The sequence below is a fragment of the Candidatus Binatia bacterium genome (assembly GCA_029243485.1).
GTDB lineage: Bacteria > Desulfobacterota > Binatia > UBA12015 > UBA12015 > VGTG01.
In genome coordinates this window covers 1-22,053 of the sequence record JAQWRY010000063.1, presented here as the reverse complement: position 1 = coordinate 22,053, position 22,053 = coordinate 1, and the positions used below count along the sequence as shown (strand labels likewise).

Annotated in this window: 20 protein-coding genes and 1 pseudogene; 16 read left to right on the top strand and 5 right to left on the bottom strand. The window is 66.4% G+C overall.

Annotated features, from left to right (window positions below; all coding sequences use genetic code 11):
- Window positions 1-34 precede the first annotated feature (34 nt).
- Entirely contained in the window at window positions 35-469 is a 435-nt protein-coding gene (locus P8R42_18120; GenBank protein MDG2306524.1) for a rhodanese-like domain-containing protein, read from the top strand.
- 487 nt (window positions 470-956) lie between these two features.
- On the opposite strand, the gene P8R42_18115 is transcribed toward P8R42_18120, so the two are convergent.
- Window positions 957-1,721, bottom strand: coding sequence for an SDR family oxidoreductase (locus P8R42_18115; GenBank protein ID MDG2306523.1), 765 nt, complete (start codon window positions 1,719-1,721; stop codon window positions 957-959).
- A gap of 89 nt (window positions 1,722-1,810) precedes the next feature.
- On the opposite strand from P8R42_18115, the gene P8R42_18110 reads away from it, so the two are divergent.
- The 8 genes and pseudogenes from P8R42_18110 (at window position 1,811) to P8R42_18075 (ending at window position 10,899) form a co-directional block, all read left to right on the top strand.
- On the top strand, window positions 1,811-2,827 hold the full coding sequence (locus P8R42_18110; protein MDG2306522.1) for a hypothetical protein: 1,017 nt from the start codon (window positions 1,811-1,813) through the stop codon (window positions 2,825-2,827).
- A 41-nt stretch (window positions 2,828-2,868) separates the two neighbouring features.
- Entirely contained in the window at window positions 2,869-4,257 is a 1,389-nt protein-coding gene (locus P8R42_18105) for an MFS transporter (GenBank protein ID MDG2306521.1), read from the top strand.
- 142 nt (window positions 4,258-4,399) lie between these two features.
- On the top strand, window positions 4,400-4,753 hold the full coding sequence (locus P8R42_18100) for an SGNH/GDSL hydrolase family protein (protein ID MDG2306520.1): 354 nt from the start codon (window positions 4,400-4,402) through the stop codon (window positions 4,751-4,753).
- A 54-nt stretch (window positions 4,754-4,807) separates the two neighbouring features.
- Window positions 4,808-5,770, top strand: coding sequence for a COX15/CtaA family protein (locus P8R42_18095; GenBank protein ID MDG2306519.1), 963 nt, complete (start codon window positions 4,808-4,810; stop codon window positions 5,768-5,770).
- A complete protein-coding gene (locus P8R42_18090) occupies window positions 5,767-7,659 on the top strand; it encodes an ABC transporter ATP-binding protein (protein ID MDG2306518.1) in 1,893 nt (630 codons plus the stop codon). Before P8R42_18095 ends, P8R42_18090 begins: the two co-directional genes overlap by 4 nt.
- Before the next feature lie 38 nt (window positions 7,660-7,697).
- Window positions 7,698-8,990, top strand: coding sequence for an Hsp70 family protein (locus P8R42_18085; GenBank protein ID MDG2306517.1), 1,293 nt, complete (start codon window positions 7,698-7,700; stop codon window positions 8,988-8,990).
- Between the two features lie 6 nt (window positions 8,991-8,996).
- A pseudogene (locus tag P8R42_18080) lies at window positions 8,997-9,352 on the top strand (glutathione binding-like protein).
- A 5-nt stretch (window positions 9,353-9,357) separates the two neighbouring features.
- On the top strand, window positions 9,358-10,899 hold the full coding sequence (locus P8R42_18075) for an SGNH/GDSL hydrolase family protein (GenBank protein ID MDG2306516.1): 1,542 nt from the start codon (window positions 9,358-9,360) through the stop codon (window positions 10,897-10,899).
- Here the strand turns inward: P8R42_18075 and P8R42_18070 are convergent, their stop codons facing one another.
- Window positions 10,900-11,775, bottom strand: coding sequence for a methyltransferase domain-containing protein (locus tag P8R42_18070; GenBank protein MDG2306515.1), 876 nt, complete (start codon window positions 11,773-11,775; stop codon window positions 10,900-10,902).
- An 89-nt stretch (window positions 11,776-11,864) separates the two neighbouring features.
- On the opposite strand from P8R42_18070, the gene P8R42_18065 reads away from it, so the two are divergent.
- Entirely contained in the window at window positions 11,865-12,686 is an 822-nt protein-coding gene (locus P8R42_18065; protein MDG2306514.1) for a sterol desaturase family protein, read from the top strand.
- Here P8R42_18065 and P8R42_18060 read toward each other — a convergent pair.
- Entirely contained in the window at window positions 12,683-13,186 is a 504-nt protein-coding gene (locus tag P8R42_18060) for a hypothetical protein (protein ID MDG2306513.1), read from the bottom strand. The two genes, P8R42_18065 and P8R42_18060, sit on opposite strands and share 4 nt — an antisense overlap.
- Window positions 13,187-13,301: 115 nt before the next feature.
- Between P8R42_18060 and P8R42_18055 the strand changes: the two genes are divergently transcribed.
- Window positions 13,302-13,676 (top strand): protease inhibitor I42 family protein, encoded by a 375-nt coding sequence (locus P8R42_18055; GenBank protein ID MDG2306512.1) that lies wholly within the window; start codon window positions 13,302-13,304, stop codon window positions 13,674-13,676.
- Between the two features lie 558 nt (window positions 13,677-14,234).
- Here the strand turns inward: P8R42_18055 and P8R42_18050 are convergent.
- The gene (locus tag P8R42_18050) at window positions 14,235-15,602 is read right to left on the bottom strand and encodes an MATE family efflux transporter (protein ID MDG2306511.1); all 1,368 of its coding nucleotides are present in this window, start codon (window positions 15,600-15,602) and stop codon (window positions 14,235-14,237) included.
- Between the two features lie 134 nt (window positions 15,603-15,736).
- On the opposite strand from P8R42_18050, the gene P8R42_18045 reads away from it, so the two are divergent.
- Both P8R42_18045 and P8R42_18040 read left to right on the top strand, forming a co-directional pair.
- Entirely contained in the window at window positions 15,737-16,009 is a 273-nt protein-coding gene (locus tag P8R42_18045; protein ID MDG2306510.1) for a FeoA domain-containing protein, read from the top strand.
- Window positions 16,006-17,904: a ferrous iron transporter B gene (locus tag P8R42_18040; protein MDG2306509.1), complete on the top strand. Its 1,899-nt coding sequence runs from the start codon at window positions 16,006-16,008 to the stop codon at window positions 17,902-17,904. The genes P8R42_18045 and P8R42_18040 overlap by 4 nt, the downstream gene beginning before the upstream one ends.
- A 51-nt stretch (window positions 17,905-17,955) precedes the next feature.
- On the opposite strand, the gene P8R42_18035 is transcribed toward P8R42_18040, so the two are convergent.
- Window positions 17,956-19,341 (bottom strand): sulfatase, encoded by a 1,386-nt coding sequence (locus P8R42_18035; GenBank protein ID MDG2306508.1) that lies wholly within the window; start codon window positions 19,339-19,341, stop codon window positions 17,956-17,958.
- Between the two features lie 234 nt (window positions 19,342-19,575).
- Here P8R42_18035 and P8R42_18030 point away from each other — a divergent pair, with 234 nt between their 5' ends.
- The 3 genes from P8R42_18030 to P8R42_18020 all read left to right on the top strand — a co-directional run.
- Entirely contained in the window at window positions 19,576-20,748 is a 1,173-nt protein-coding gene (locus tag P8R42_18030; protein ID MDG2306507.1) for a thiolase family protein, read from the top strand.
- 2 nt (window positions 20,749-20,750) lie between these two features.
- Window positions 20,751-21,518 carry an SDR family oxidoreductase gene (locus tag P8R42_18025; GenBank protein ID MDG2306506.1) on the top strand — a complete coding sequence of 256 codons (768 nt, stop codon included), beginning with the start codon at window positions 20,751-20,753 and terminating at the stop codon, window positions 21,516-21,518.
- Between the two features lie 10 nt (window positions 21,519-21,528).
- Window positions 21,529-22,053 (top strand): enoyl-CoA hydratase-related protein (locus tag P8R42_18020; GenBank protein ID MDG2306505.1); only part of this gene is annotated, 525 nt, incomplete at its 3' end.

Genomic DNA, 22,053 nt, shown 5'->3' with positions numbered 1-22,053 from the left:
TCTCGTCGGGTAGGGGGAGCATGGGAGTGAGGCGATGGTAGGACAGACGACACCCTCAGAGGCGGCGACGACGCTGGGCGAAGATCGCAAGGTGGTGTACCTCGACGTGCGGTCGGAGCCGGAGTTCAAGGCGGGCCATCCGTCGGGCGCGTTCAACATCCCGCTGCTTCACCTCGACGAAGCCACGGGGCGCCCCGAACCCAACGCCGACTTCGAACGCGTCGCGACGAGCAGCCTCGACAAGCGCGTGCGAATCATCGTCGGCTGTCAATCGGGCGGCCGCTCTCAGCGCGCCGCCGAGATCCTCACGGGCCTCGGCTTCTCCGACGTCATCAACATGCAGGGCGGCTTCGGCGGCGCTCGCGACCCGAGCGGCCAGGTCGCTGTGGCCGGTTGGCAAGACTCGGGATTGTCGGTGGAAACGACGGCCCTCCCGGGTCGGTCGTACGACGAACTCTCGGCGGGGTAGGGGGCGCCGCGACGCGGCGGCGTGTCGCGCGGAGCCGAGAAGTGGTGTCGGTGACGCTGGTGTGGGTGGTGTTCACTATAGACGTGGTCGGCGTGGTTGGTGAACGGTGGCTCCTCCCGCTGCAGTCGACAGTACGGACGTGCTCCTGCGGGCCGTCCCCGGGGAAGTTCTCGACGAACGTTGGTTCGCCGAGCAGAGTCAGAACGGCTGCGGCGCCCCGGGCGTGCGGCGTCCGCTCCTCCCCGGGGAGCTTCACGACGACCGACCCGACTCCGGGACGTGGGCTGATGTGCGCTCCGGCGCCCGGCCAAGGTCAGTAGAAGCTTCCGTGCCCGCCGGAAATCAAGACGAACCACCGATGGCTCGCCCGACGAGACGCGATAAGCGCGACGACTAGAGAACTGCCCAGATTGGAGAAAGTCCCTACCGATCCTGCATTCAGAAAGACCGCTGCCTGAGACTTGCAGGATGGTGGGGAGTTCCTCCCCTAAATCCGAATTCCCCCATCCACCGGAATCACCACCCCCGTCACATACGCCCCCGCGCGCGACGACAGATAGATCGCCACACCCGCCATGTCCTCTGGCTCGCCGATTCGTTTGAGCGGGCAACTCTCCACGATCGCGTCACCGAAGTTGTCGAGCGTGGCGGCCATCATCTTGCTCTGGAACGGGCCCGGGGCGATGGCGTTTACTGTGATCTTCTTGGAGGCGAGCTTTCGCGCGAGGACCTTGGTCATGTGATGAACGGCGGCCTTGCTGGCGGAGTACGCGTAGGTCTCGAGCAGCGGAGCCTGAATGCCGTCGATGGAGCCGGTGTTGATCACGCGGGCCGGGTCGCCTTCGCGGACGCCCTTCTCGAGGAGGGGCGTGCAGAACTTCGTGAGGTGGAAGACCGACTTCACGTTCAGGGCGAGAACCTTGTCCCACGCGGCGTCCGGGTACTCCTCGAATGGGGCGCCCCAGTTTGCCCCGGCGTTGTTCACCAGGACATGGAGGGCCGGCTCCCGTTCGGCGATCGCATCGGCCAGGTTCTTGGCTCCGACTTCCGTCGACAGGTCCGCGGCAATCGGAATGCAGGTGCCGCGGCTCCCGAGTTCCTCTGCGACGCGGTCGCAGTCCACCTGCTTGCGCGACGCGATGTAGACCTTCGCTCCGTTCTCGACGAATCCCGTGGCGATCATTTCGCCGATGCCGCGGGAGCCACCCGTCACCAGGACCGTTTTTCCTTCGACCGAGAACAAATCTTTCAAGAGCATTCCTCCGAGTTCGCTGCGTTCGCCAGAGGTCTACCAGACCACTTCGGGGCGCGACACCGAGCTCTCCGTGCTAAGTCGGGGCCGTGTTTCGTTCGCGTCTGGCTATGATCTGCGTGGGGCTCGTCCTGGGTCTCGTGACGGTCGGCGTCGTGACGACGATCGTCGGGGGGCGTCCTCTGCCGGAGTACGAGGTCGAAGAGCCGCAAGGCGCCGAGCCGTACTTTCGCGAGGATCCCGAGCTCGGAACCGTTCCGGCGCCAGGTGTTCGCGTTCGCTCCTCGCGGGAACTCGATGGCGAGGTTCTCTACGATGTCGAGTACACGATCGACGAGAACGGACTGCGCGCGGTGCCAGGCAGCGGTGACACCGGGCCGGCCGTGCTCTTCTTCGGTGGTTCGTTCACGTTCGGCGAAGGCGTGGAGGACGACGAGTCGTTGCCCGCCAGTCTCGCTTCCTGGTTGCGTGACGACACCCGGATCCTGAACGCGGGCTTTCATGGCTACGGCCCCCACCAAATGCTGCGTTCGCTCGAGACCCATCGTCTCGACGCGCTCGTTCCCGAGGGCGTCGAGTATGTGGTCTATCAGGGGATCGGCGGTCACGTGATGCGGGCGGCGGGGCGGGCGGCGTGGGATCTGGGCGGTCCCGAGTACGTCGTTGGCTCGGACGGGGAGGTTTCTTTCGTGGGGCCCTTTCGCTCCGGCGCCACAGTGACGGCGGCGAAGATGCTGAACCGGCTCGGTCCGCTTCGGCCTCTCTTTCAGTGGTCCCTTCTGGCGACCGAGGCAGAGCGGCAGGCTGATCGCGAGCGGTACGTCGAGATCGTTGCGCGTTCGGCGGAACTCGTGCGCGAACGCTGGGGGGCTCGCTTTACTGTCGTGTTCTGGGATCACGACGGCGACGAGGTAGCGACCTTGCTGCGGGAGCGCGGCCTGGACGTTCTCCTCGTCAGCGACGCGCTCGAGGGAAAGAGCTGGCGGCGGTTCGTTCTGAAGGGGGATCGACACCCGAGCCGGGTTGGGCACCGGCGAGTCGCGAAGGCGCTCACGCGGCATTTGCGGAAGAGTCGGCGAATACCTGCCCGAACCGACCCGAAGTAGGCTGTTCTACCTAAGGGGCCGTGTGTTAAGGCCACTGTGGCGTGGATGGGGCCGAAGGAGTGGAGGAGGGTTCGACCGGAGAGTTGCGACTCAGCCCACCGGCCAGGACGGTGTTCGCCCTCGGCGATCTCACGGTCAACACGGCGTTGTCCGCACTGTCGATCGTCTACACTACCTACTTCCTGACGCAGGTGACCGGTCTCCGTCCGATTCTGGCCGGCCTGATCCCGTTCGTCGGCCGCATCATCGACGCCGTGACCGACCCCTTGATGGGGAGGCTGTCGGACCACACGAACCTCGCAGGGGGTAGGCGACGGCCGTACTTTCTCATCGGCGCCATCCCATTCGGCGCCTCGTTCGCGCTGCTCTGGATTGACCCGGGCTTCACGTCACAGTGGGGCATGTTCGCCTACTACGCAGGGGTCTATTGCATCTTGAGCGTATCCTCCACGGTCGTGTCGGTGCCCTACCTCGCTCTGATTCCCGAGATGGCGACCGACTACGACGATCGCACGTCGCTCAATACGTACCGCGCCATCGGCGCCATCGTCGGTGTCTTCTGCGCGATTGCCCTCCGGCCGGTTGCCGCGATGCTGGGAGGCGGGCCGCAGGGTTTTGCCGCGGCCGGAGCCGTCTATGGCGCGGCCATGGTCCTGCCGTGGTTTCTGATTCACCGGGTTACGTTCGAGCGGCCGGAGTTCGCGCCACGAGCGGCCACGACGCCTGTCCTCGAGAGCTTCCGTATCGCGCTTCGGCGGCGGTCGTTCGTGCAGTTGATGGGCTTCTATCTCACCGGGCGCGTCGCGATGGATCTCGTCGGCGCGATGTTGATTCTCTACTTCACGTATTGGCTCGGCCGCGGTACGGAGTTCGAACTCGCCATGAGCGCGTTCCTCCTCACGACGATCTTCGTTTTGCCCGTTTGGCTCCGGCTCTCGCTCCGCCGTGACAAGGGAGATGTCTTCCGCGCGGGCTGTGCCGTCTGGATGGTGGTCCAGGGATTTCTCGTCCTCGCGATGCCCGATACGAGCGATGCGGTTCTCTACGGCTTCGTGTGCGCGGCCGGCATCGGATACGGCGCCGTCGATCTGATGCCGTGGGCAATGCTCGGCGAAGTGATCGACGAGGATGAACTCGAGACGGGCGAGCGTCGTGAGGGGCTCTACAACGGCTTGTTCATGTTTTTGCGAAAGCTCGCCGGTGCCTTGGTGGTCCTCGTCGTTCTCGGCGGCCTCGACCTGTTGGGCTTCGCGCAGGGCGAGACGCAAAACGAAGTCGTACGGATCGCGATCCTCCTCTTGGCGACCATCGCGCCCGCGGTCCTCCTTGGTTTTTCGATCTGGCTCGCGTCCGACTATCCGATCACTCGCGCGACCCACGCGCGGATCCTCGGGCGCCTGCACGACCGCAAGGCACTGGGACGGAGCTAGGAGAGCCGCACGGGTATCGCTGGCGCCGCCGCCGAAAACCGCGAAACGGACCGGCCCGTCACTTCTCTATCCGCCGGGCCTCGACGGGCTTCGCGCGCACTGCCTTCTCGCGGTCCTGTTCTTCCATTCCGATTTCGCGTGGATGCGGGGTGGGTTCCTCGGCGTCTCGACGTGCTTCACTCTCTCCGGCTTCCTGATCGCGTCGCTGCTCCTCGCCGGGTGCTCGCCCTCGGCCTGGCGGTACTCACCCTGGCTTCGATCGCGAATCGTCGAGTCCGTGCGGGTCGATCGCCTGAACGGGCTTGTGCGGGAACAGGTAGGCCTCCGCTCCGGGGTTCACGTTCTAGACCTCGGAGGCTTCGTCGCTAGCTGGCCCGGCGGGGAGTTCGATCTGGCTCTCCGGCGCGACCGTGTCCACTTCAGCGAGGAGGGCAGCGCCTGCGTCGCCCAGGAGCGGCTCCGCCCGCAGGTCCTGCAGCTGTCGCCCGCTCCGTAGGTGCGCCTCGAGCGGCCAGTGGCAATCGGCCGCCCCGCATGGTGATCTCACTGGATGCGCGCGCCGTATCCCGGGTATGCGCGGTTCGCCTGGGCCACGCTGATCTTCACGCTGTTCGTCATCCTCTGGGGTGCGTTTGTGCGCGCCACCGGTTCGGGCGCCGGATGCGGAAGTCACTGGCCCCTCTGCAACGGTGAGATCGTTCCGCACTCGCCGGCGTACGCGACTGTGATCGAGTTCGGTCACCGAATCACGAGTGGGTTGTCCCTGTTCATGGTCGTAGGGATGTGGTGGGGCGCCCGGAGTCGATTCGACGCCGGCGACCCGACGCGAAGGGCGGCGGCATGGTCGCTGTTCTTCATGGTGACCGAGGCGCTCATCGGCGCTGGGCTCGTCTTGTTCGAGTACGTCGCCGATGACGCACGCACTGCACGCGGGCTCTGGGTCGCGGGCCATCTGCTCAATACGTTTCTTCTCGTGGGTGTGATGACCGCGTGTGCGGCGTGGGCATCAGGCGCTGCGTGGTTGTCGCTCGAGGGGCGCGGTCGGTCGACGGCGCTCCTGCTCGCGGCGCTCGTCGGGATGCTCGTACTCGGTGTGAGTGGGGCCGTGACGGCGCTCGGGGACACGCTCTTTCCCGCCGCTAGTTTCGAAGCGGGCAAGGCGGCGACGTTCTCGGAGACCGCGCATCTCTTCGTTCGCTTGCGGATCTGGCATCCGACCCTCGCGGTTCTCGTTGGGGCCCTCGTTCTCGCTGCAGCCTGGGTGTCGGTCGCGTCGCGGCCCGAGCCGGCCGTTCGCCTTGCGGCGAAGTGTGTGGTCGGTGCGTATGTCGCTGAGCTTCTAGTGGGGCTCGCGAACGTCTGGTGGTTGGCCCCGGTGTGGATCCAGCTCGTGCACCTCCTGCTCTCCGACGTCATCTGGATCTCGCTCGTACTTCTCAGTCTCGCCGTGCTCGCGAAAGAGCCCGGTGACGGGGCGCCGGCGGCCTTCGCTGCTCCGGTAGGTGTGGCGTGACGGACGATCCGGCGCGCGGCGACGGTCCTGCGGGCGCACCTCCCAAGCGTCTGCGCGAGATCAGCCACGTTCTGCGCAACGCGCGCAAGGCGTTCGGTCTTCTCGTCGAAGCCGATCGCAAGCTCGCGACCGGCATCGTCTTGCTGACCTTCGGCGCGGCCCTTCTCCCGGTATCGATCGCGTGGGTCGGCAAACGGTTGATCGACGACGTCGTCGCGGCGGGGCAGGGAGTCCCCGGTGCCGGAACGAGCGCGCTGTGGTGGGTCGCGCTGGAATGCGTCCTCGTCGTGAGTCGCTCCTCGGTCGCGCAGCTCACCCAGCTCGCGCAGGCACAGCTTCGTCTCTCGCTCGGTCTCAAGGTCAACACGATGATCCTCGAGAAGGCGGTAAACGTGAGCTACGGCCACTTCGAGGACGCCGACTTCAATGACAAGCTGTCCCAGGCGCGTCGTGAGGCCAGTTCGCGCCCGCTCGACGTGGTCCGGCAGCTGTTGTTGCTCGTGCGAAACAGCATCACGCTTGCCGGGTACGCGACGATTCTCGCGGGGTTCAGTGGCTGGGCGGTGCTCGTCCTGCTCGGCTCCGCGTTGCCGCCGTTCCTGGCGGAGGCGCGCTTCGGTCGAAAGGCATTCCTCCTGAACCGCTCGCGGATGTTCGACAACCGGCGCGCCCACTACATCGAGGTGCTGCTCTCGCGTGAGGATACCGCGAAAGAAGTGAAGCTCTTCTCGCTGTCGGGGCTTCTTCTGCGTCGCTATCGCGCATTTTTCGAGCGTTTTCATCGCGAGGACAAGGCGCTCGCGAGGCGTCGAGCGAACTGGGCGATCATTCTGGGCGTTCTCAGCGTTTTGACGCTCTACGCCTGTTACGCCTGGGTCGTGAGCCAGGCGGTCGCGGGGGCGCTCACGGTCGGGACGATGACCCTGTACCTCGTTGCTTTCCGTGAGGGACAGACGTCCTTCCAGGACGGATTGCTCGCCGTTGCGAAGCTCTATGAAGACAATCTCTTCATGACGAATCTCTTCGAGTACCTGGCGATCCCGGAAGACGAGCCGCACGAGCCGTTGCCCGGAGAGCTGATGGCGCTCTCGGGGGACGACGACGGCGAGGCGGGGGCGGAGATGATCGGCACGCCGCCCCGAATCGAGCTCCGAGACGTGTCATTCCAGTACCCGGGCTCGGCACGGGAGTCGCTGCGAGGCGTAACGCTCACGATCGAGCCCGGAGAAACAATCGCGGTCGTCGGCCCCAACGGTGCGGGCAAGACCACGCTCGTGAAGCTCCTCACGGGCCTCTACCAACCCACCACGGGCACGATTCTTCTCGACGGCGCCGACATCACGACCCTCTCGACGGCGGCACTACGCGCGCGTGTCGGCGTGATCTTCCAGGACTTCGTACGGTTCCATTTCACGGTCGCCGAGAACATCGGGGTGGGCTGGATCCCCGAGATGGAGAATCGCGAGGAGATCGAGCGCGCCGCGGCCGCCGGCGGGATCGAGGATGTCATCCGCTCTTTGCCCGAGGGCTACGGGCAGGGGCTCGGTCGCTGGTTCGGGGGGGAAGAACTCTCTGTGGGGCAATGGCAGCGACTCGCGCTCGCGCGCGCCTTCATGCGCCGCTCGCCGATCCTCGTCCTGGACGAGCCGACCGCGGCGCTCGACGCCGAAGCCGAGGTGGAGATCTTCAGTCGTTTCCGCTCGCTCGCCGCCGAGCGCACGGCTATTCTCATCACACATCGCTTCTCCACGGTCCGGATGGCGGATCGGATCGTGGTGTTCGAGGATGGACGCCTCACCGAGGACGGCAGTCACGCCGACTTGCTCGAACGAGGCGGGCGCTACGCGAAGATGTTCCGCCTGCAGGCTGCCGGCTACTCCGACGACTGACGCGTCGGCGCCCCACACCGCATCGACAGGGAGGACCCTTGATTGGCCTCGACTTCGGGACCACGAACAGTGCTGTGGGCGCGGTCCTGCCCGACGGAACGTGCGAACTCGCGAGCTTCCCGGAAGCGGGCGGCACGACGACCACGTTCCGGTCGGTTCTCCATTTTCCCACGGAGGCGGATCGCCGGACGAAGATCCAGCCCGTGGCGGGCCCGATGGCGATTCAGTCGTACCTCGACGAGGGGTGCGAGGGGCGCTTTTTGCAGTCGCTCAAGTCGCACCTCGCGAGCCGCCTGTTCACCCACGCATGGATCTTCGGGTGGAAGTTCACGTTGGAAGACCTCGTCGCGCAGATCCTGACGCCTCTGCGCAATGCGGCCGTGGATCAATTCGGCGTCGATGGAAAGCGCGCTCTGATCGGGCGGCCCGTCCACTTCGTGGCCGGCCGGGAGCGGCGGGAAGACGCCGAGAGCGATGCACGCGCCGAAGAGCGCTTACGGGCCGCCGCCAGGCGGGCCGGCTTCGAGGACATCGAGCTCGAGTACGAACCGGTCGCGGCCGCCTCGGAGTACGAGCGCACGCTCGACCACGACGAGCTTGTTCTCATCGGCGACTTCGGCGGGGGTACGAGTGACTTCTGCCTCGTGCGGCTCGGGCCCTCGTTTCGGGCGGCTGAGAATCGCCGTGCGAGCATCCTGGGTGTCGACGGCGTTGCCGTCGCTGGTGATGCCTTCGACGGCCGAATCGTGCGTCACGTGGTCGCGCCCCGGCTCGGGTTGGGTACGAGCCGACGTTCGTTGGAAGGACGCGAGCTTCCGATGCCCGGCTGGATCTACTCGCGGCTCGAACGTTGGGAAGATGTTTCCTTCCTCGCCGTGCCCAAGACGATGGAGACTTTGCGGCGACTCGAGATGGAGGCCGACGAACCGACGCGAATCCAGTCCCTGATCGAGCTCGTCGAACAGGACCTGGGCTACCTTCTCTACCGCGCGGTCGAAGCGGCGAAGTGCGGGCTCTCGGACGCCGACTCGACGTCGTTCGAGTTCGACCACCTCCGCCGCCGGCTCCGCCAGGAGGTTCGGCGGGAGGAACTCGAGGAGTGGCTGACCCCGGATCTCGATCGGATGGCCTCCTGCGTCGATCGGCTGACGCAACGGTGTGGGATCGAGGGGGGCGACGTCGATCGGGTCTTCCTCACGGGTGGGTCGTCGCGGGTCCCCTGCGTAAGGGACCTTTTCGCGAGCCGCTTCGGGCGCGACAAGCTGCGGGGTGGGCGCGAACTCACCACGGTGGCGCGTGGGCTTGCTCTTCTCGCCGCCGAACGGAGATAAGAACCCATGCTCGATCTTCACTACTGGCCCACACCGAACGGAAAGAAGGTCACGATCCTCCTCGAGGAGTGCGGGATGCCCTACAACCGGGTCCCGTGCAGCATCGGAATGGGGGCTCAGTTCACCGACAGCTTCCTCGGCATTAGCTCGAATAATCGGATGCCCGCGATCGTCGATCACGATCCCGAAGTTGGTGGGCCGCTGATTCCGTTCTTCGAGTCGGGCGCGATCAGACATACGCGCAGACCCGCTTCCTCGACGAGGCGAATCGGCTTTACGGCGTCATGAACAACTGCCTTCACGACCGCCGCTACCTGGCGGGCGACGAGTACACGATCGCCGACATGATATCGTACCCGTACCTTCGATGAACAACCGCCGCTTCGGATGGATCGCGTGTGGTCTGGGCGCGGCGCTCTTCGCGAGTGCTCTCGGCCTCGCCTTCTGGATCCTCCAGCCGGAACCCGAGCCGCCGGCTGCGGCGCCGCTCGGGCGGCTCGCACCGGACGAGGTCCGCGATCAGGCCGGATCGAGGTTCGATCTCTTCTGGCCGGTTCCCGATCAGCGGGTGAACAGCACGTTCGTTCCGAATCTCCGGGGGCAGCGGGGCTGGCAGACGCAGGTCGAACTACGGACGAACGCCAGCGGCCTGCGCGATCACCGTGAACTCGAGAGGAAGCGCGACGGCGTGTTCCGCGTCGTGCTGCTCGGGGACAGCTTCGTCGCCGCGGCGGCTGCCCCTTACGAAGACGGCGTCGCCGCGCAGCTCGAGACCATGCTGCGAAGCGCGGTCGCCGATGGTGCCTCGCTCGGGGAGATCGAAGTGCGCCCGGTCGCGGTGGGTGGTTGGAACTTGATGTCCGAGATCGCGTTCCTCGAGCACAACCTACATCAAATCGAGCCAGATCTCGTCGTTCACGTTCTCGGGTACAACGACCTCGACAGCAGCCACGGCTTCATTCTCGGCAACGTTCGGAGCGCCACGTACGATTCGCAGGGAATCTTCGGGGATACGCACGCATCTGTCGCCAGCCCTCGGCAGGTGAGCAATCACGGCCGCGTGCCGCGTGGCCTCATTGGCTCCTACCTGATTCCGGAGTCCGTGCGACGCTACGCGCTCGCGGGCGCGGAGATCGATCGTCTGCGAAAGCTCCTCGCCGAGTACTACGACGCGCCGTACGTGATGTATCTCCTGAATGAGCCGCTCGTTTTCGGGTTCGGCGAAGTGCTGGGGCAGAAATTCGTCGAGAGCGAGGTCGCCGTCGCGCCATTCGACGTGGGGCAGCACACCCTGCGCCCGCTAAATGGGCACCCAAATCGAGAGGGTCACCGCTACATGGCGCTTGGGGTCGCGCGGTTCCTGGCGGATCGCGAACTCCTCCCTCTCGACACGGCGAAGCTCGAAGAGTTCGGCCCGTACGGCCCCTACGCGGCTGGAGAGTCGTTCACGCGGGAGCAGGCGGAGAAGGCGTTCGGCGTGGATGGGATCCCTGCCGCGGTGGAGCTACGAGGGCGTCGCCTCGTCGCGAAGGACCAGGCACGAACCATCGTGGGCGGCGTGTACCGGGGAGGAATCTTGTCCCCCCACGCGATCCTCGCGCTCGCACGGGGGCCCGATGCGACCCGTCTCACTCTCGAGGTGCGGTATCCCGAGCACCCGAACTTGAGCGACGGTACGACCACGGTCTTGGTCGACGGCCGGAAGGTGGCCGAGATCCAGATGGGGGGGAGACCGGGCGAGGTCGTGACCACGGCCGTGCCGCTCCCGCCGCCTGCCTCGTCGACGCCTCTTGTCGAGGTCACGCTCGAGAGCGATCGGTTCGTTACCGAGCCCACGCACGACGCCGTGGACGGGCTCACCGGCTATGCTCCTCGCGCCGGAACCCTCGTCCGCGCCGCGATCGACTGATCACTTGACCGCGATGTAGACGATCCACTCCTGCGCGTCGTACAGATCGACGTCGTTCCAGGCTGGGTGAACGTCGGCCGAGCTGAAGCCGGCTTCGGTCAGGAGCGTGCGGGCTGCGGCGTCCGTGTAGGTCTGGTCGCACAGGAGAATCTCGTTCATCTCGCCGGTCTCGAGGTGGAGAATGTGGAAACGCTCGCTCGACGTCTGCGTCTCCTCGTCCCAGAAGCGCTCTCCGAGATGGAGGAACGGCGCATCGCCCCACAAACCCGTGTTGTCGGTATACCACCAGTTGTCGACCTCGCGGTCGACGCGGGCCGGGTCGAGCAACTCGACGCACATTCGTGCGCCCGAGCGGAGTCGCGTGGCGATCTCGCCCACGAGCGCGGCCGCATCGTCCTTCGGGAAGACCCCGAGTTGTCCGTAGAGGAAGAGGGCCGCGTCGAACGAGTCGGCGTCGACCTCGACCTCGCGGATGTCGGCCTCGATGAACGTACAGAGCTCCGCGACGCCTTCTTGCTCCGCGAGTTTTCTCGCGTGTGCGATGGAAGCCGGAGAGAAGTCGACGCCGGTCACACGGCAGCCGCGCTTCGCGAGTTCCACGGCGTAGAGGCCGGGGCCGCAGGTCACGTCGTAGACGTGCATGCCGGGTGCGAGAGCCAGTTCGGTCCAGAGCCAGTCGAGCTGGGCGGTCCGTTCGCTCTCTCTGCGGGACGCGGCGGCATGGGACTCGTCCAGGTGCTCGCGCAGCATCCGCTCGGCGAAGGCGGGCTCTTGCCAGGGCAGGTTGCCGCCGCCCTCCCACGCGGTGGGAAGCGCCGGGCGTCGATGAAGGCGCCAGAGCGCATCGGTCAGGAGTTTCGCAGTGTTCTCAGGCATAGGGGGCTTTGAGCATCCATCAAACACGCAGCTGCGACAATCCATTATGCCGGGGTGCTCGATTGGGGTGATGGAGGTACGATGCGCCCATGGCTCTCAGCGCTGCCGGACTGCTCGGCGCGCTCATGATCCTCGGCGTGGTGTTCGGGGTGATTGAGTGGATGGCTCCGGCCCGGCCGGAGCAGCGGCGGCTCCGGCCCGGCGTTTCCACCGACGTGACCTACTGGTTCTTCACGCCGCTCGTGACGAAGGCGATCACGCGGGTCGCCATCGTGCTCGCCATCGTGGGTCTGGCATTGGCCTCCGGCGTTTCGGTGACCAAAGAGCACATCGAGAACTTCGTGCAGCCGAGCGGCCCGATCGCGGAGCTGCCATGGGTCTTGCAGCTCGTCTTGCTTCTCGTCCTCGCCGACGCCATTGCGTATTTCATCCACCGGTGGCTACACGGTCGGCGACTGTGGGCCTTCCACGCCGTCCATCACTCGTCGACCGAAGTGGACTGGCTCTCGTCCGTTCGCCTGCATCCGGTGAACGACGTACTGATTCGCGTCGCGCAGGCGGTGCCGATCGTTCTCCTCGGCTTCGACGCGACGCTGCTCGTCGCCTACGTACCGATCCTGAACGTGTACTCCCTCTTCATTCACGCGAATGTGCCGTGGTCCTTCGGCCCGCTGCGATACGTGATCGCGACGCCGGCCTTTCATCGCTGGCATCACGCGGCGGAGGATCAGGGACTGAACCGGAACTTCGCCGGTCTCTTCCCGGCCTTCGATCTGCTGTTTGGCACCTTCCACATGCCGACGGATCGGGTCCCGGATCAGTTCGGGATTCCGGATGGCGACGTGCCCGAGGGCATCGCCGCTCAGCTGCTGTACCCCTTGCGGCGGCGGAAGGGGGAGACGCTTCCCTAGAACTGCGCCTCGATCTTGTCGCCGGTCGACGTCTGGCACTCGCCGACGCCACCGCCAGTGATGCCGTCGATCGGGTTGGCGAGCTGGAACCGGCACCGCATCGTATCGCCACGGCTTCCAAAGAGGGTCGCGACGAGTTTGCCGGAGTAGTTCTGGACGAACGAGGCGTAGTCCACGCCGCCCACCCAGGCCGATCCGTAGGAGCCCCAGTCGGTCCAGTAGGGGTCCCACGGCCCCCAGCCGCCCCAGGGCGTGCCGAGCGTGTCGCCGCTCGAGGTCGAGGTGATCTGGAGGTAGCGGCCCTCGAAGCTCTCGCCGCTCGGCAGGGTTGCCGTCATCGAACCGCCCGCACCGAAGCGCTCGGTCTGATACTCCATCTGGATCGGGGTTGCCGCGGTCTGGCCGGGCAGGTGCAAGCGTGCATTGATAATGCCCGTGGTGGCGCAACCCGCGGCGAGCAGGCCGAGCAGGGCGACGCTGGCGCCGAGTCTCACCTTCATTCAGTTCCTCCTCGCGTCCCGCAGCATCCCGGCGGGCGCGAAGCTTTGCTATGCGTATTCGCCCTCGGGAGCAACCGGGATGGAGCATTCGGGCGAGAAGTAGTAGGGACGCGGAATGCGGATGCGATGGCAGATCCTCCCCGTTCTCCTCTTTTTGTTCCTCGCGGCCTGTTCTGCGCCGAAGCGGGCTACGCCGCCGCCGGCGAGCATGACGGTTTCGGCGGGCGAACAATTCGATATCCGGCTTCCCGCGAACCCGTCGACCGGCTTCCGATGGCAGGTCGGCAGCATCGACGAAAAGGTCGTCCGGCTCGTCGATACCCGCTACGACGCGAAGGTGACGGACGCGGTCGGCGCCGGGGGAACGGACATTTTCAGTTTCGTCGGCGTCGCCTCGGGGCGGGGGAACATCAAGCTCGTGTACCTGCGGCCCTGGGAAAAGGGCGTCGCGCCGGCCCGGACGTCGGACTACTTGGTCGAAGTGCTGTAGCCGGCACGGGACGTCGGACTACTCGGTCCACGCGCCGGAGCCGCGGCGCGCCGACTCCGCGGTGGCTGGTCGAACGTTCGAGCTCCGCCGCCGGGTCGCTTGGCCGCGCGGCGCGGTTTGGTGGTCTTCGGCTGAGATTTGCCCTTGCGGGGGGCGGTCGGCGCAACGAGCATGGGTGCGCTGGTGGCGGGCCTGTTCGGGGTCGGCCATGAGCCCGCAGCGCTGATCGAGATGTGCCGCAGGCACACCCTGCGTCTTCTCGATCCCACCTTGCCGATGGTGTCCCTACTCGGCGGTCACCGGACGGGCCGAGCCTTCCGGGCCGTATTCGGAGATCGTTCCATTGAAGATCTGGCGCTGCCGTTCTTCTGCGTGTCGACCAATCTCACCCGCGCCGAAGGGGTCGAGGATCGACGCGGCTCGCCACGAGCGAGAGCGAACTCTAGCTGCCCCTGCCGGTGGGAGAGTGGGGACTGCTCGAGTTCCAAGCGATGGATACGGTCGTCGCGGCGGGGCTGGAAGCAGCGCGCGATCCGCGGCGCGCCCGGTGGGACGCGCTCAGACTTCGATCGAGCGCCAGTGCGCCCCCCGAAAGCGCCACGTCTTGAGCGCGGCACGCACGACGTAGTCCGCGATCAGGGCGGACCAGAGCCATGGGAGGCTCAGGTCGAACACGAAAACGGCGAGCGCCGACAGCCCGAGCCGGACGGCGTAGAAGGCGACCAGCATCGTCCACAAGGGGAACCGGGTATCGCCCGCTCCGCGCAGGGCCCCGCCGAGCGTGAAGTCGATGGCCATGAAGGGCTGCGCGATGCCCAGCATGTAGATGAACGAGGCCGTGCCGGCGATCACGCCGACCTCGTCCACTAACAATCGAGCAATCGGCTCGGCGAGCAGGAACACGACGACGCCCACCGTCGACATGAGGCAGACCGACATCCACGCCGACATCCATCCGGCCCGCTCCGCCTGTTCGGGCTCCCCGGCACCGAGGTGCTGGCCGACGAGTGTGCTCGCGGCCGCCGCAAAGCCGAAGCCCGGCAGGAAGGCGAGGGCGAGGATGCGCACGCCGATGAAGTATGCGGCGACGGCGTCGGTGCCGTACCGTGCGGCGAAGACCAGGTACACGAGAAAGCCTACCTGCATCAGGAACTGCTCGATGGCCGCGGGGTAACCGATCCGGAAGATCCGGCGGATTATCGTGAAGTCTGGTACGAGGTGCCGTCGCTCGACGTGGAGCCGCAGGCGCCCGCCCGCGAGCAAGATGGACAACAACACGGCTCCGAGGGTGAACGACAGCGCGGTTGCGAGCGCCGAGCCGAGCACGCCGAGGGCGGGGAACCCGAGGTGACCGAAGATCAGAACCCAGTTCGCGAACACGTTCACGGAGTTTACGACGAGCCCGATCGCGAGTGGCGTTCGCGTGTCGCCCGCGCCTCGAAGCGCGGAGCCGATCACGAAGAGAACCGAACTCGGGGCGATGGCGAGCATGACCGCGCGTACGTAGACCGTCGCCTCGGCCGTGACTTCTGGAGCGACGCCGAACGCCTGGACGAAGGGCTCGGCCCACAGAAGGACGGGAATCACGGCCACGATGCCGAGAGTCGACGCTGCGAGGATGGACTGTCCGAGCGTCTCGTGGGCTTCGTCGAGGGTGCCCGCGCCGACGGACCGCGCGACGAGCGCGACGGTCCCGGTCCCGATGGCCATCATCGTCACGGTGACGGCGCCCATGATCTGTCCGCCGACGCCGACGGCGGCCACGGCGCTCGCGCCGAGGCGAGCGACCATGAACATGTCCACGAGCCCGACGAGCGACTCCGAGACGAGCGCCAGGATCACGGGCCAGGCGAGGTTCCACACCACACGCCGCGTTTCACTCGTGCTGGTGCCGGCGAGCGGCGTCGTTCCCGGTAGCAAAGCCACGGCGTGCCCGTTTCCCACCGGCACATGTCAGCGAACGACCGGCACCGGCGCAACGAAGGTCTACGAGGGTGGAGACGCGGATGGTACGTCCTCTGTGTTGCGGTCCCTCCAGGGGCCGGATAGCTTAAATGAAAATGAAAACCAATTTCAAAGAGCCGATCCCGCTTTCCCGCCTGGAAGCGGGCCAGCGGGGTCGGGTCTGCGAGCCCTCGGCCGGGGAGCAGATTCCCCTGCGATTGCAGGACCTGGGCTTCGTGCCCGGCACCTGGCTCGAGATCCGCCGGCGCGCGCCGCTCGGCGATCCCGTGGAGATCGAACTGCGCGGCTACCGCCTCTGCCTCAGGACGGCGCAGCTCGACTCGGTTTGCGTCGAGGTCGAGGCCGGCGCCGAGGTCACGACCGGGTGAGCGCCGCACCGGCTCTCACGCCGTCGCTCGTACGCGTCGCCCTCGTGGGCGCACCTAACGCGGGGAAGACGACGCTATTCAACGCGCTGACGGGTTCCAGTGCGCATGTGGGCAACTACCCCGGCGTCACGGTCGAACGGCGCGAGGGGATCCTCACGGGCTCGGGGGGTGCCGTGGAGATCCTGGATCTGCCCGGGACCTACGCTCTCCACGGGGAGACGCCCGACGAGCAGGTCGTCACGCACGTGCTCGCCGGTGATCAAGAAGGCGAGCGACTTCCTGACGCGCTCGTCGTCGTGGTCGATAGTACGACGCTTCGCCGTGGACTCGGTCTCGTGCGGGAGGCGCTCGATCGCGGCCTGCCGACGCTCGTCGTCGCGACGATGATCGACGAGGTCAAGGCGCGAGGCGGGCAGCTCGACCCCATGAAGCTCTCGAGGGTGCTCGGCGTGCACGTGTTGGGCGTCGTGGGCCACCGTGGCGTTGGTCTGGATCCGTTGCGCCGGTTTCTCGAGGACCCGACGAGTTGGCCGCAAGCGAGTGGGCCGAAGCCGGAGACCGCGCCGGCGCGTTTCGCGTGGGTCGACCGCGTCTGCGACGAGATCGGAACGGACTCGCTGCACCCGGACTCGCGTACCGACATGCTCGATCGGGTGCTTCTGCATCCCGTCACCGGCATCGCGATCTTCCTCGGCGTGATGGTTCTGCTGTTCCAGAGCATCTTCGCGTGGGCGGTGCCCGCGATGGACGCCATCGATACCTCGTTCGCCGAGCTGGGCCGGGTCTCGCGTGAGGTTCTTCCTGCGGGGCTCCTCACGGACCTCTGGGCCGACGGGATTCTCGCGGGCGTGGGGTCGGTCGTGATCTTTCTCCCCCAGATCTTGATCCTGTTCACGTTCCTGCACTTCCTGCAGGACGTCGGCTACATGTCGCGCGCCGCGTTCGTGGTCGACCGGGTCATGGGCTGGGTCGGCCTGCAGGGGCGCAGCTTCGTGCCGCTCCTCTCGTGCTACGCCTGCGCGGTTCCGGGAATCATGGCGGCGCGGACGATCGCCTCGCCGAGGGAGCGGCTCGCAACGATCCTGGTCGCGCCGTTCATGACCTGTTCGGCGCGGCTGCCCGTCTACACGTTGCTCATTGCCGCGTTCGTTCCAGCGACGGCTTTCGGGCCGTTGGGTCTCCAGGGGCTCGTGATGTTCGGCCTTTACCTCCTCGGCGCGTTCACCGCGTTCGCCTCCGCGGCGGCGCTGAACCGGACTTTGTTGAAGGGTTCGGTGTCGGTGTTCTACATGGAGTTGCCGCCCTACCGGATGCCCACGCTAAAGTTGATCAGCCGCCAAGTCTGGGAGAGCGCGTCCGCGTTCCTCAAGAGAGCAGGGACGATCATCCTCATCGCGTCGATCGTTCTGTGGGGACTTCTGACGTTCCCGTCCGCACCGATTGATCCGAGCTTGACTCCGACGGAGCAGGCAAGCGCCGACCTCGAGGCGAGCGTTGCCGGGCGGGTCGGGCACGCGATCGAGCCGGCGATCGCTCCGCTCGGATTCGATTGGAAGATCGGCGTCGGGTTGCTCGCGAGCCTGGCCGCGCGCGAGGTCATCGTTTCGACCCTCGCGCAGATCTACGCGGTGGGCGGTGAGGACGATTTCGACGGTCTGCGCTCCGCATTGGTGAGCGACCTGGACCCGCGCACCGGACAGCGCGCGTTCACGCTTCCGACCGCGCTCTCGCTGATGGTGTTCTTCGTCTTCGCGCTCCAATGCACGTCGACGATCGCGATCATGGCAAGGGAAACGGGAACCTGGCGCTGGCCTGCACTGGCCTTCGGTTACATGCTCGGGCTGGCGTGGGTCGGGAGCTTCGTCACGTATCACCTGGCCCGCGCTTTCGTCTGAGCGGCATCGGCGGGACTGGACCAGGGCGCGGGGTCGTCGCGGTGTCGTTCTTTAGGGCACGTAGCCGAGAGCCCGGAGGCGCTTCTCGGCTTCGGGGTCGACCTGGGGCAGGGCGGGACGCTCTGCCGACGCTTGCCACGCGTGGAGGGTCTCTTCGAGACGTTGCCGCGGGGCGGGTCGGGTCTCCGCGAGGTTCTTGCGCTCATAGGGGTCGGTTTCGAGGTCGTAGAGTTCGACGGTCCCTTCTTCCTGCGCCTCGATGTACTTCCACCGGCCACGGCGTACCCCAAGTTTCTCGCCCGCGACCGCGTGCCCCGAGACGACCGGCTCGGCGTACTCGCGCCGCTGCAGAAAGATCGGACGGTTGGGGTCGAGTGGCGCGCCGTGCACGAGGGCGCCAGTGAGGCTCTCGCCGATCCCCGGCTCCAGCGCCTCGGCGTGGGCGATTTCGAGCAGGGTCGGTGCGAGGTCGGCGAGTTGCACCGGTTCATCGATCACGCGACCGCCTCGTACGCGTGTCGGCCAGCGCACGACGAGGGGCACGCGAACGTCCTCTTCGTAGATGAGGAGGCTGTGGTGCATGTGTCCGTGCTGCAGCAGGCCTTCGCCGTGGTCGGCGGCAACGACGATCACAGTGTCGTCGAGCCGTCCGCCGAGGTCCAGTGAGTCCAGCAGCTCGCCGAGGGCTCGGTCCATGTAGTGGATCTCGCCGTCGTAGGCGGCGGTCTTCGTAGAGAGCCAGCCGTCGACGTGCGACGGGAACAGCGCGGCGTCTTCTTTTGCAGGAAGGTACGGCGCGTGCGGATCGAAGTAGTGCACCCACAGGAAGAGCGGCGGCTTCTCGCCCTCCGCATCGAGGTAGCCCTCGTCCCCGAGCCACTCGAGCGCGCGGGCCGTCGTGTTGCTGCCGCGCCGACAAAAGCCCCGGTCGACGTCGAAGCCTTCCCATTCGCGGATCGCGGTCGGGCAGCTGCCGTCTGTGAAGTCGTCGTCGTAGATATCGAAACCCTGAGCCAGGCCGAACATCCGGTCCACCGGGAAGGAGCTGACGAAGGCGGCGGTCCGATAGCCGGATTCGGACAAGCGTTCGGCCAGCGTGTTCTTGTTCTCGGAGAGGACGGCGCCGTTCTTGGTGATGCCCAGGGTGCGCGGCAACTCGGCGGTGAACAGCGTGGCGTGGGCCGGGAGGGTCGTGGCCATTGGGGCGTAGGCGGCGTCGAACCGGACGCCCTCGGCGGCGAGGGCCTCGAGCCGGGGGGTCGTGGGCCGGTGGTAGCCGTAGGCCGACGTGTGGTCGGCCCGGGTGGTGTCGAGGGTGACCAGGAGGATGTCCGGCTGGGTCCGGGGCCGGGGGTGATCGCCAGCGAGCCTGGCCGCGAGGGCGATCGCCACCGTGACGGCAAGGAGGGCCCCGCCACGCAGGAGGAGGGTCGGCATCCCACGAAAGGGCCGTTCGGGCGCCTTCTTGTCAAGGCCGCGAACGTTGCGCCGAAGGCTCCCGTTTGTGAGCAATTCGGGGGTCCGCCGCGCCGCCCGGCGCCCCGGAAGCCCCAAAAGCAACAAGGGATCTCGGTAGTGGACGAGGTCCCGAATGGATCGTCGCAGGCGACCGCAGAGCGGCACTGCCGCATTCGGATCGCGCCCATCACAACACCCAAGGAGAAGAACGAGATGCCAACTGCAGTCATCGTAGATGCCGTGCGGACGCCTGGTGGGCGCCGCAACGGGAAGCTCAAGGACTGGCACCCGGTCGACCTGGCCGCCCACGTGCTGAAGGCGCTCGAGAAGCGCACCAAGATCGATCCCGCGATTGTCGACGACGTGATCATGGGCTGCGTCATGCAGGTCGGTGAGCAGGCGTTGAACATCGGTCGCAACGCGGTCCTCACCGCCGGTTGGCCCGAGTCCGTTCCGTCGACCACGGTCGACCGTCAGTGCGGCAGCTCGCAGCAGGCGCTGCACTTCGCCGCGCAGGGTGTGATCGCAGGCTCCTACGACGTCGTCGTTGCCGCCGGCGTCGAAGTGATGACTCGTACGCCGATGGGCGCTTCGGTCAGCCACACGAAGGATCTCGGCTTCCCGTTCTCGAAGGACATGATGGCTCGCTACGAAGAGTCGGGTCTCCCGCCGCAGGGCATCGGCGCCGACATGATCGCCGACGAGTACGGCATCACCCGTCTCGACCTCGACACGTTCGCGTGTGAGTCGCAGACGCGTGCGGTGCAGGCTCTGAAGGAAGGTCGCTTCGCCAACGAGATCGTTCCCGTGCCGGTCACCGTCGGTGATGCGGAGGAGCTCCACTCGGCGGACGAAGGCATCCGCGAAGGCACGAACGTCGACAAGCTCGGCACCCTGAACCCCGCGTTCAAGGAAGACGGCAAGATCACCGCCGGCAATTCCTCGCAGATCTGTGACGGCGCCTCCGCGGTGCTCGTCATGAGCGAAGAGAAGGCCAAGGAGCTCGGTCTCAAGCCCCGCGCGCGTTTCCACGCGTTCGCGGTCGCGGGTACCGACCCGGTTACGATGCTGAAGGGTCCGATCCCCGTCACGAAAAAGATTCTCGACAAGACCGGCATGAAGATCGAGGACATCGATCTCTTCGAGGTCAACGAAGCCTTCGCCTCGGTCGTTCTGGCCTGGCAGAAGGAAACCGGCGCCGACATGGCGAAGGTGAACGTGAACGGCGGCGCGATCGCGCTGGGACACCCGCTGGGTTCCTCGGGCACGAAGCTCATGTCCACGCTCCTCAACGAGTTGGAGCGGACCGGTGGTCGCTACGGTCTGCAAACCATGTGTGAGGGCGGCGGTATGGCCAACGCCACGATCATCGAAAGGCTCGGATAATGTTGGACATCAATGGAGCGTCCGCGATGGTTACGGGTGGTGCCTCCGGCCTCGGAGCTGCGACCGCCCGTCTTCTGTCGAAGAACGGCGCGAAGGTCTGCGTCGTCGACTTGAACGACGATCTGGGCAACTCCGTCGCGGCGGAGATCGGCGGCAAGTACGCCAAGGCCGACGTCTCGAACGAAGAGCAGGTTCAGGCGGCGGTGGATGCCGCTTCGAGCATGGGTCCGCTTCGCGTGCTGATGAACTGTGCCGGCCTTGGCAGCGCGGCTCGCACGGTCAGTCGTGACGGCACGCCTTTCGATCTCAAGAACTTCGAGTTCGTGATTCGGGTGAACCTGATCGGTTCGTTCAACTGCCTTCGTCTCGCGGCTTCGGCGATGAGCAAGGTGGAGCCTCAGAACGAAGGCGAGCGTGGTGCGATCGTCAACACGGCTTCGGTTGCCGCGTTCGACGGTCAGATCGGCCAGGCGGCTTACTCGGCGTCGAAGGGCGGCGTCGTCGGCATGACGCTCCCGATCGCACGTGACCTCGCCGCCATCGGCGTGCGCGTCAACACGATCGCCCCCGGCCTGATCGACACCCCGATCTACGGCCAGGGCGAGGCGTCGGAGGCCTTCAAGGCGAATCTCGGACGCAACGTGCTCTTCCCGAACCGTCTCGGTTCGCCCGAGGAGTTCGCCTCGCTCGCTCTCGAGCTCGTAACCAACAGCTACATGAATGCCGAGACCATCCGAGTGGATGGCGGCATTCGCATGCCTCCCAAGTAAGGAGTCTTTCATGGCCAACGATGCCGTTCTGACCGAGAAGCGTGGTCGTGTACTTCTGATCACGCTGAACCGCCCCGAAGCGCGCAACGCGATCAATAGCGAAGCGGGTCGAGGGCTCCTGGCCGCAACGAAGCAGCTCGACGAGGACGCCGGTCTCACCGCCGGCGTCCTCACGGGCGCTGGAAAAGGGTTCTGCTCTGGCATGGACCTGAAGGCGTTCCTCGATGGAGGCATGCCCGAGGGCTTCGGTGAGTTCCTCGCCGACGGAGCCAAGAAGCCGCTGATCGCCGCAGTCGAGGGCTTTGCCCTGGCCGGTGGGCTCGAGGTCGCTCTGACCTGTGACCTCATGGTCGCGGCGAAGGGCGTGCGGCTGGGCATCCCCGAAGTGGGTGTCGGCCTGTTCGCGGCCGGTGGGGCGCTCATGCGCCTGCCGAGGCGTGTCCCCTACGCCGTCGCGATGGAGATGGCCCTCACGGCCGATCCGATCACGGCGGAGAAGGCACACGAGCTGGGGCTCGTGGCGCGCGTCGCCGAG

Bases quoted from the DNA above. Each gene is read 5' to 3' on its own strand.
- P8R42_18120 (MDG2306524.1), top strand. From the start codon at position 35: ATGGTAGGACAGACGACACCCTCAGAGGCGGCGACGACGCTGGGCGAA.
- P8R42_18100 (MDG2306520.1), top strand. From the start codon at position 4,400: ATGCGGGGTGGGTTCCTCGGCGTCTCGACGTGCTTCACTCTCTCCGGC.
- P8R42_18095 (MDG2306519.1), top strand. From the start codon at position 4,808: ATGCGCGCGCCGTATCCCGGGTATGCGCGGTTCGCCTGGGCCACGCTG.
- P8R42_18075 (MDG2306516.1), top strand. From the start codon at position 9,358: ATGAACAACCGCCGCTTCGGATGGATCGCGTGTGGTCTGGGCGCGGCG.
- P8R42_18070 (MDG2306515.1), bottom strand. From the start codon at position 11,775: ATGCCTGAGAACACTGCGAAACTCCTGACCGATGCGCTCTGGCGCCTT.
- P8R42_18065 (MDG2306514.1), top strand. From the start codon at position 11,865: ATGGCTCTCAGCGCTGCCGGACTGCTCGGCGCGCTCATGATCCTCGGC.
- P8R42_18060 (MDG2306513.1), bottom strand. From the start codon at position 13,186: ATGAAGGTGAGACTCGGCGCCAGCGTCGCCCTGCTCGGCCTGCTCGCC.
- P8R42_18055 (MDG2306512.1), top strand. From the start codon at position 13,302: ATGCGGATGCGATGGCAGATCCTCCCCGTTCTCCTCTTTTTGTTCCTC.
- P8R42_18045 (MDG2306510.1), top strand. From the start codon at position 15,737: ATGAAAACCAATTTCAAAGAGCCGATCCCGCTTTCCCGCCTGGAAGCG.
- P8R42_18035 (MDG2306508.1), bottom strand. From the start codon at position 19,341: ATGCCGACCCTCCTCCTGCGTGGCGGGGCCCTCCTTGCCGTCACGGTG.
- P8R42_18030 (MDG2306507.1), top strand. From the start codon at position 19,576: ATGCCAACTGCAGTCATCGTAGATGCCGTGCGGACGCCTGGTGGGCGC.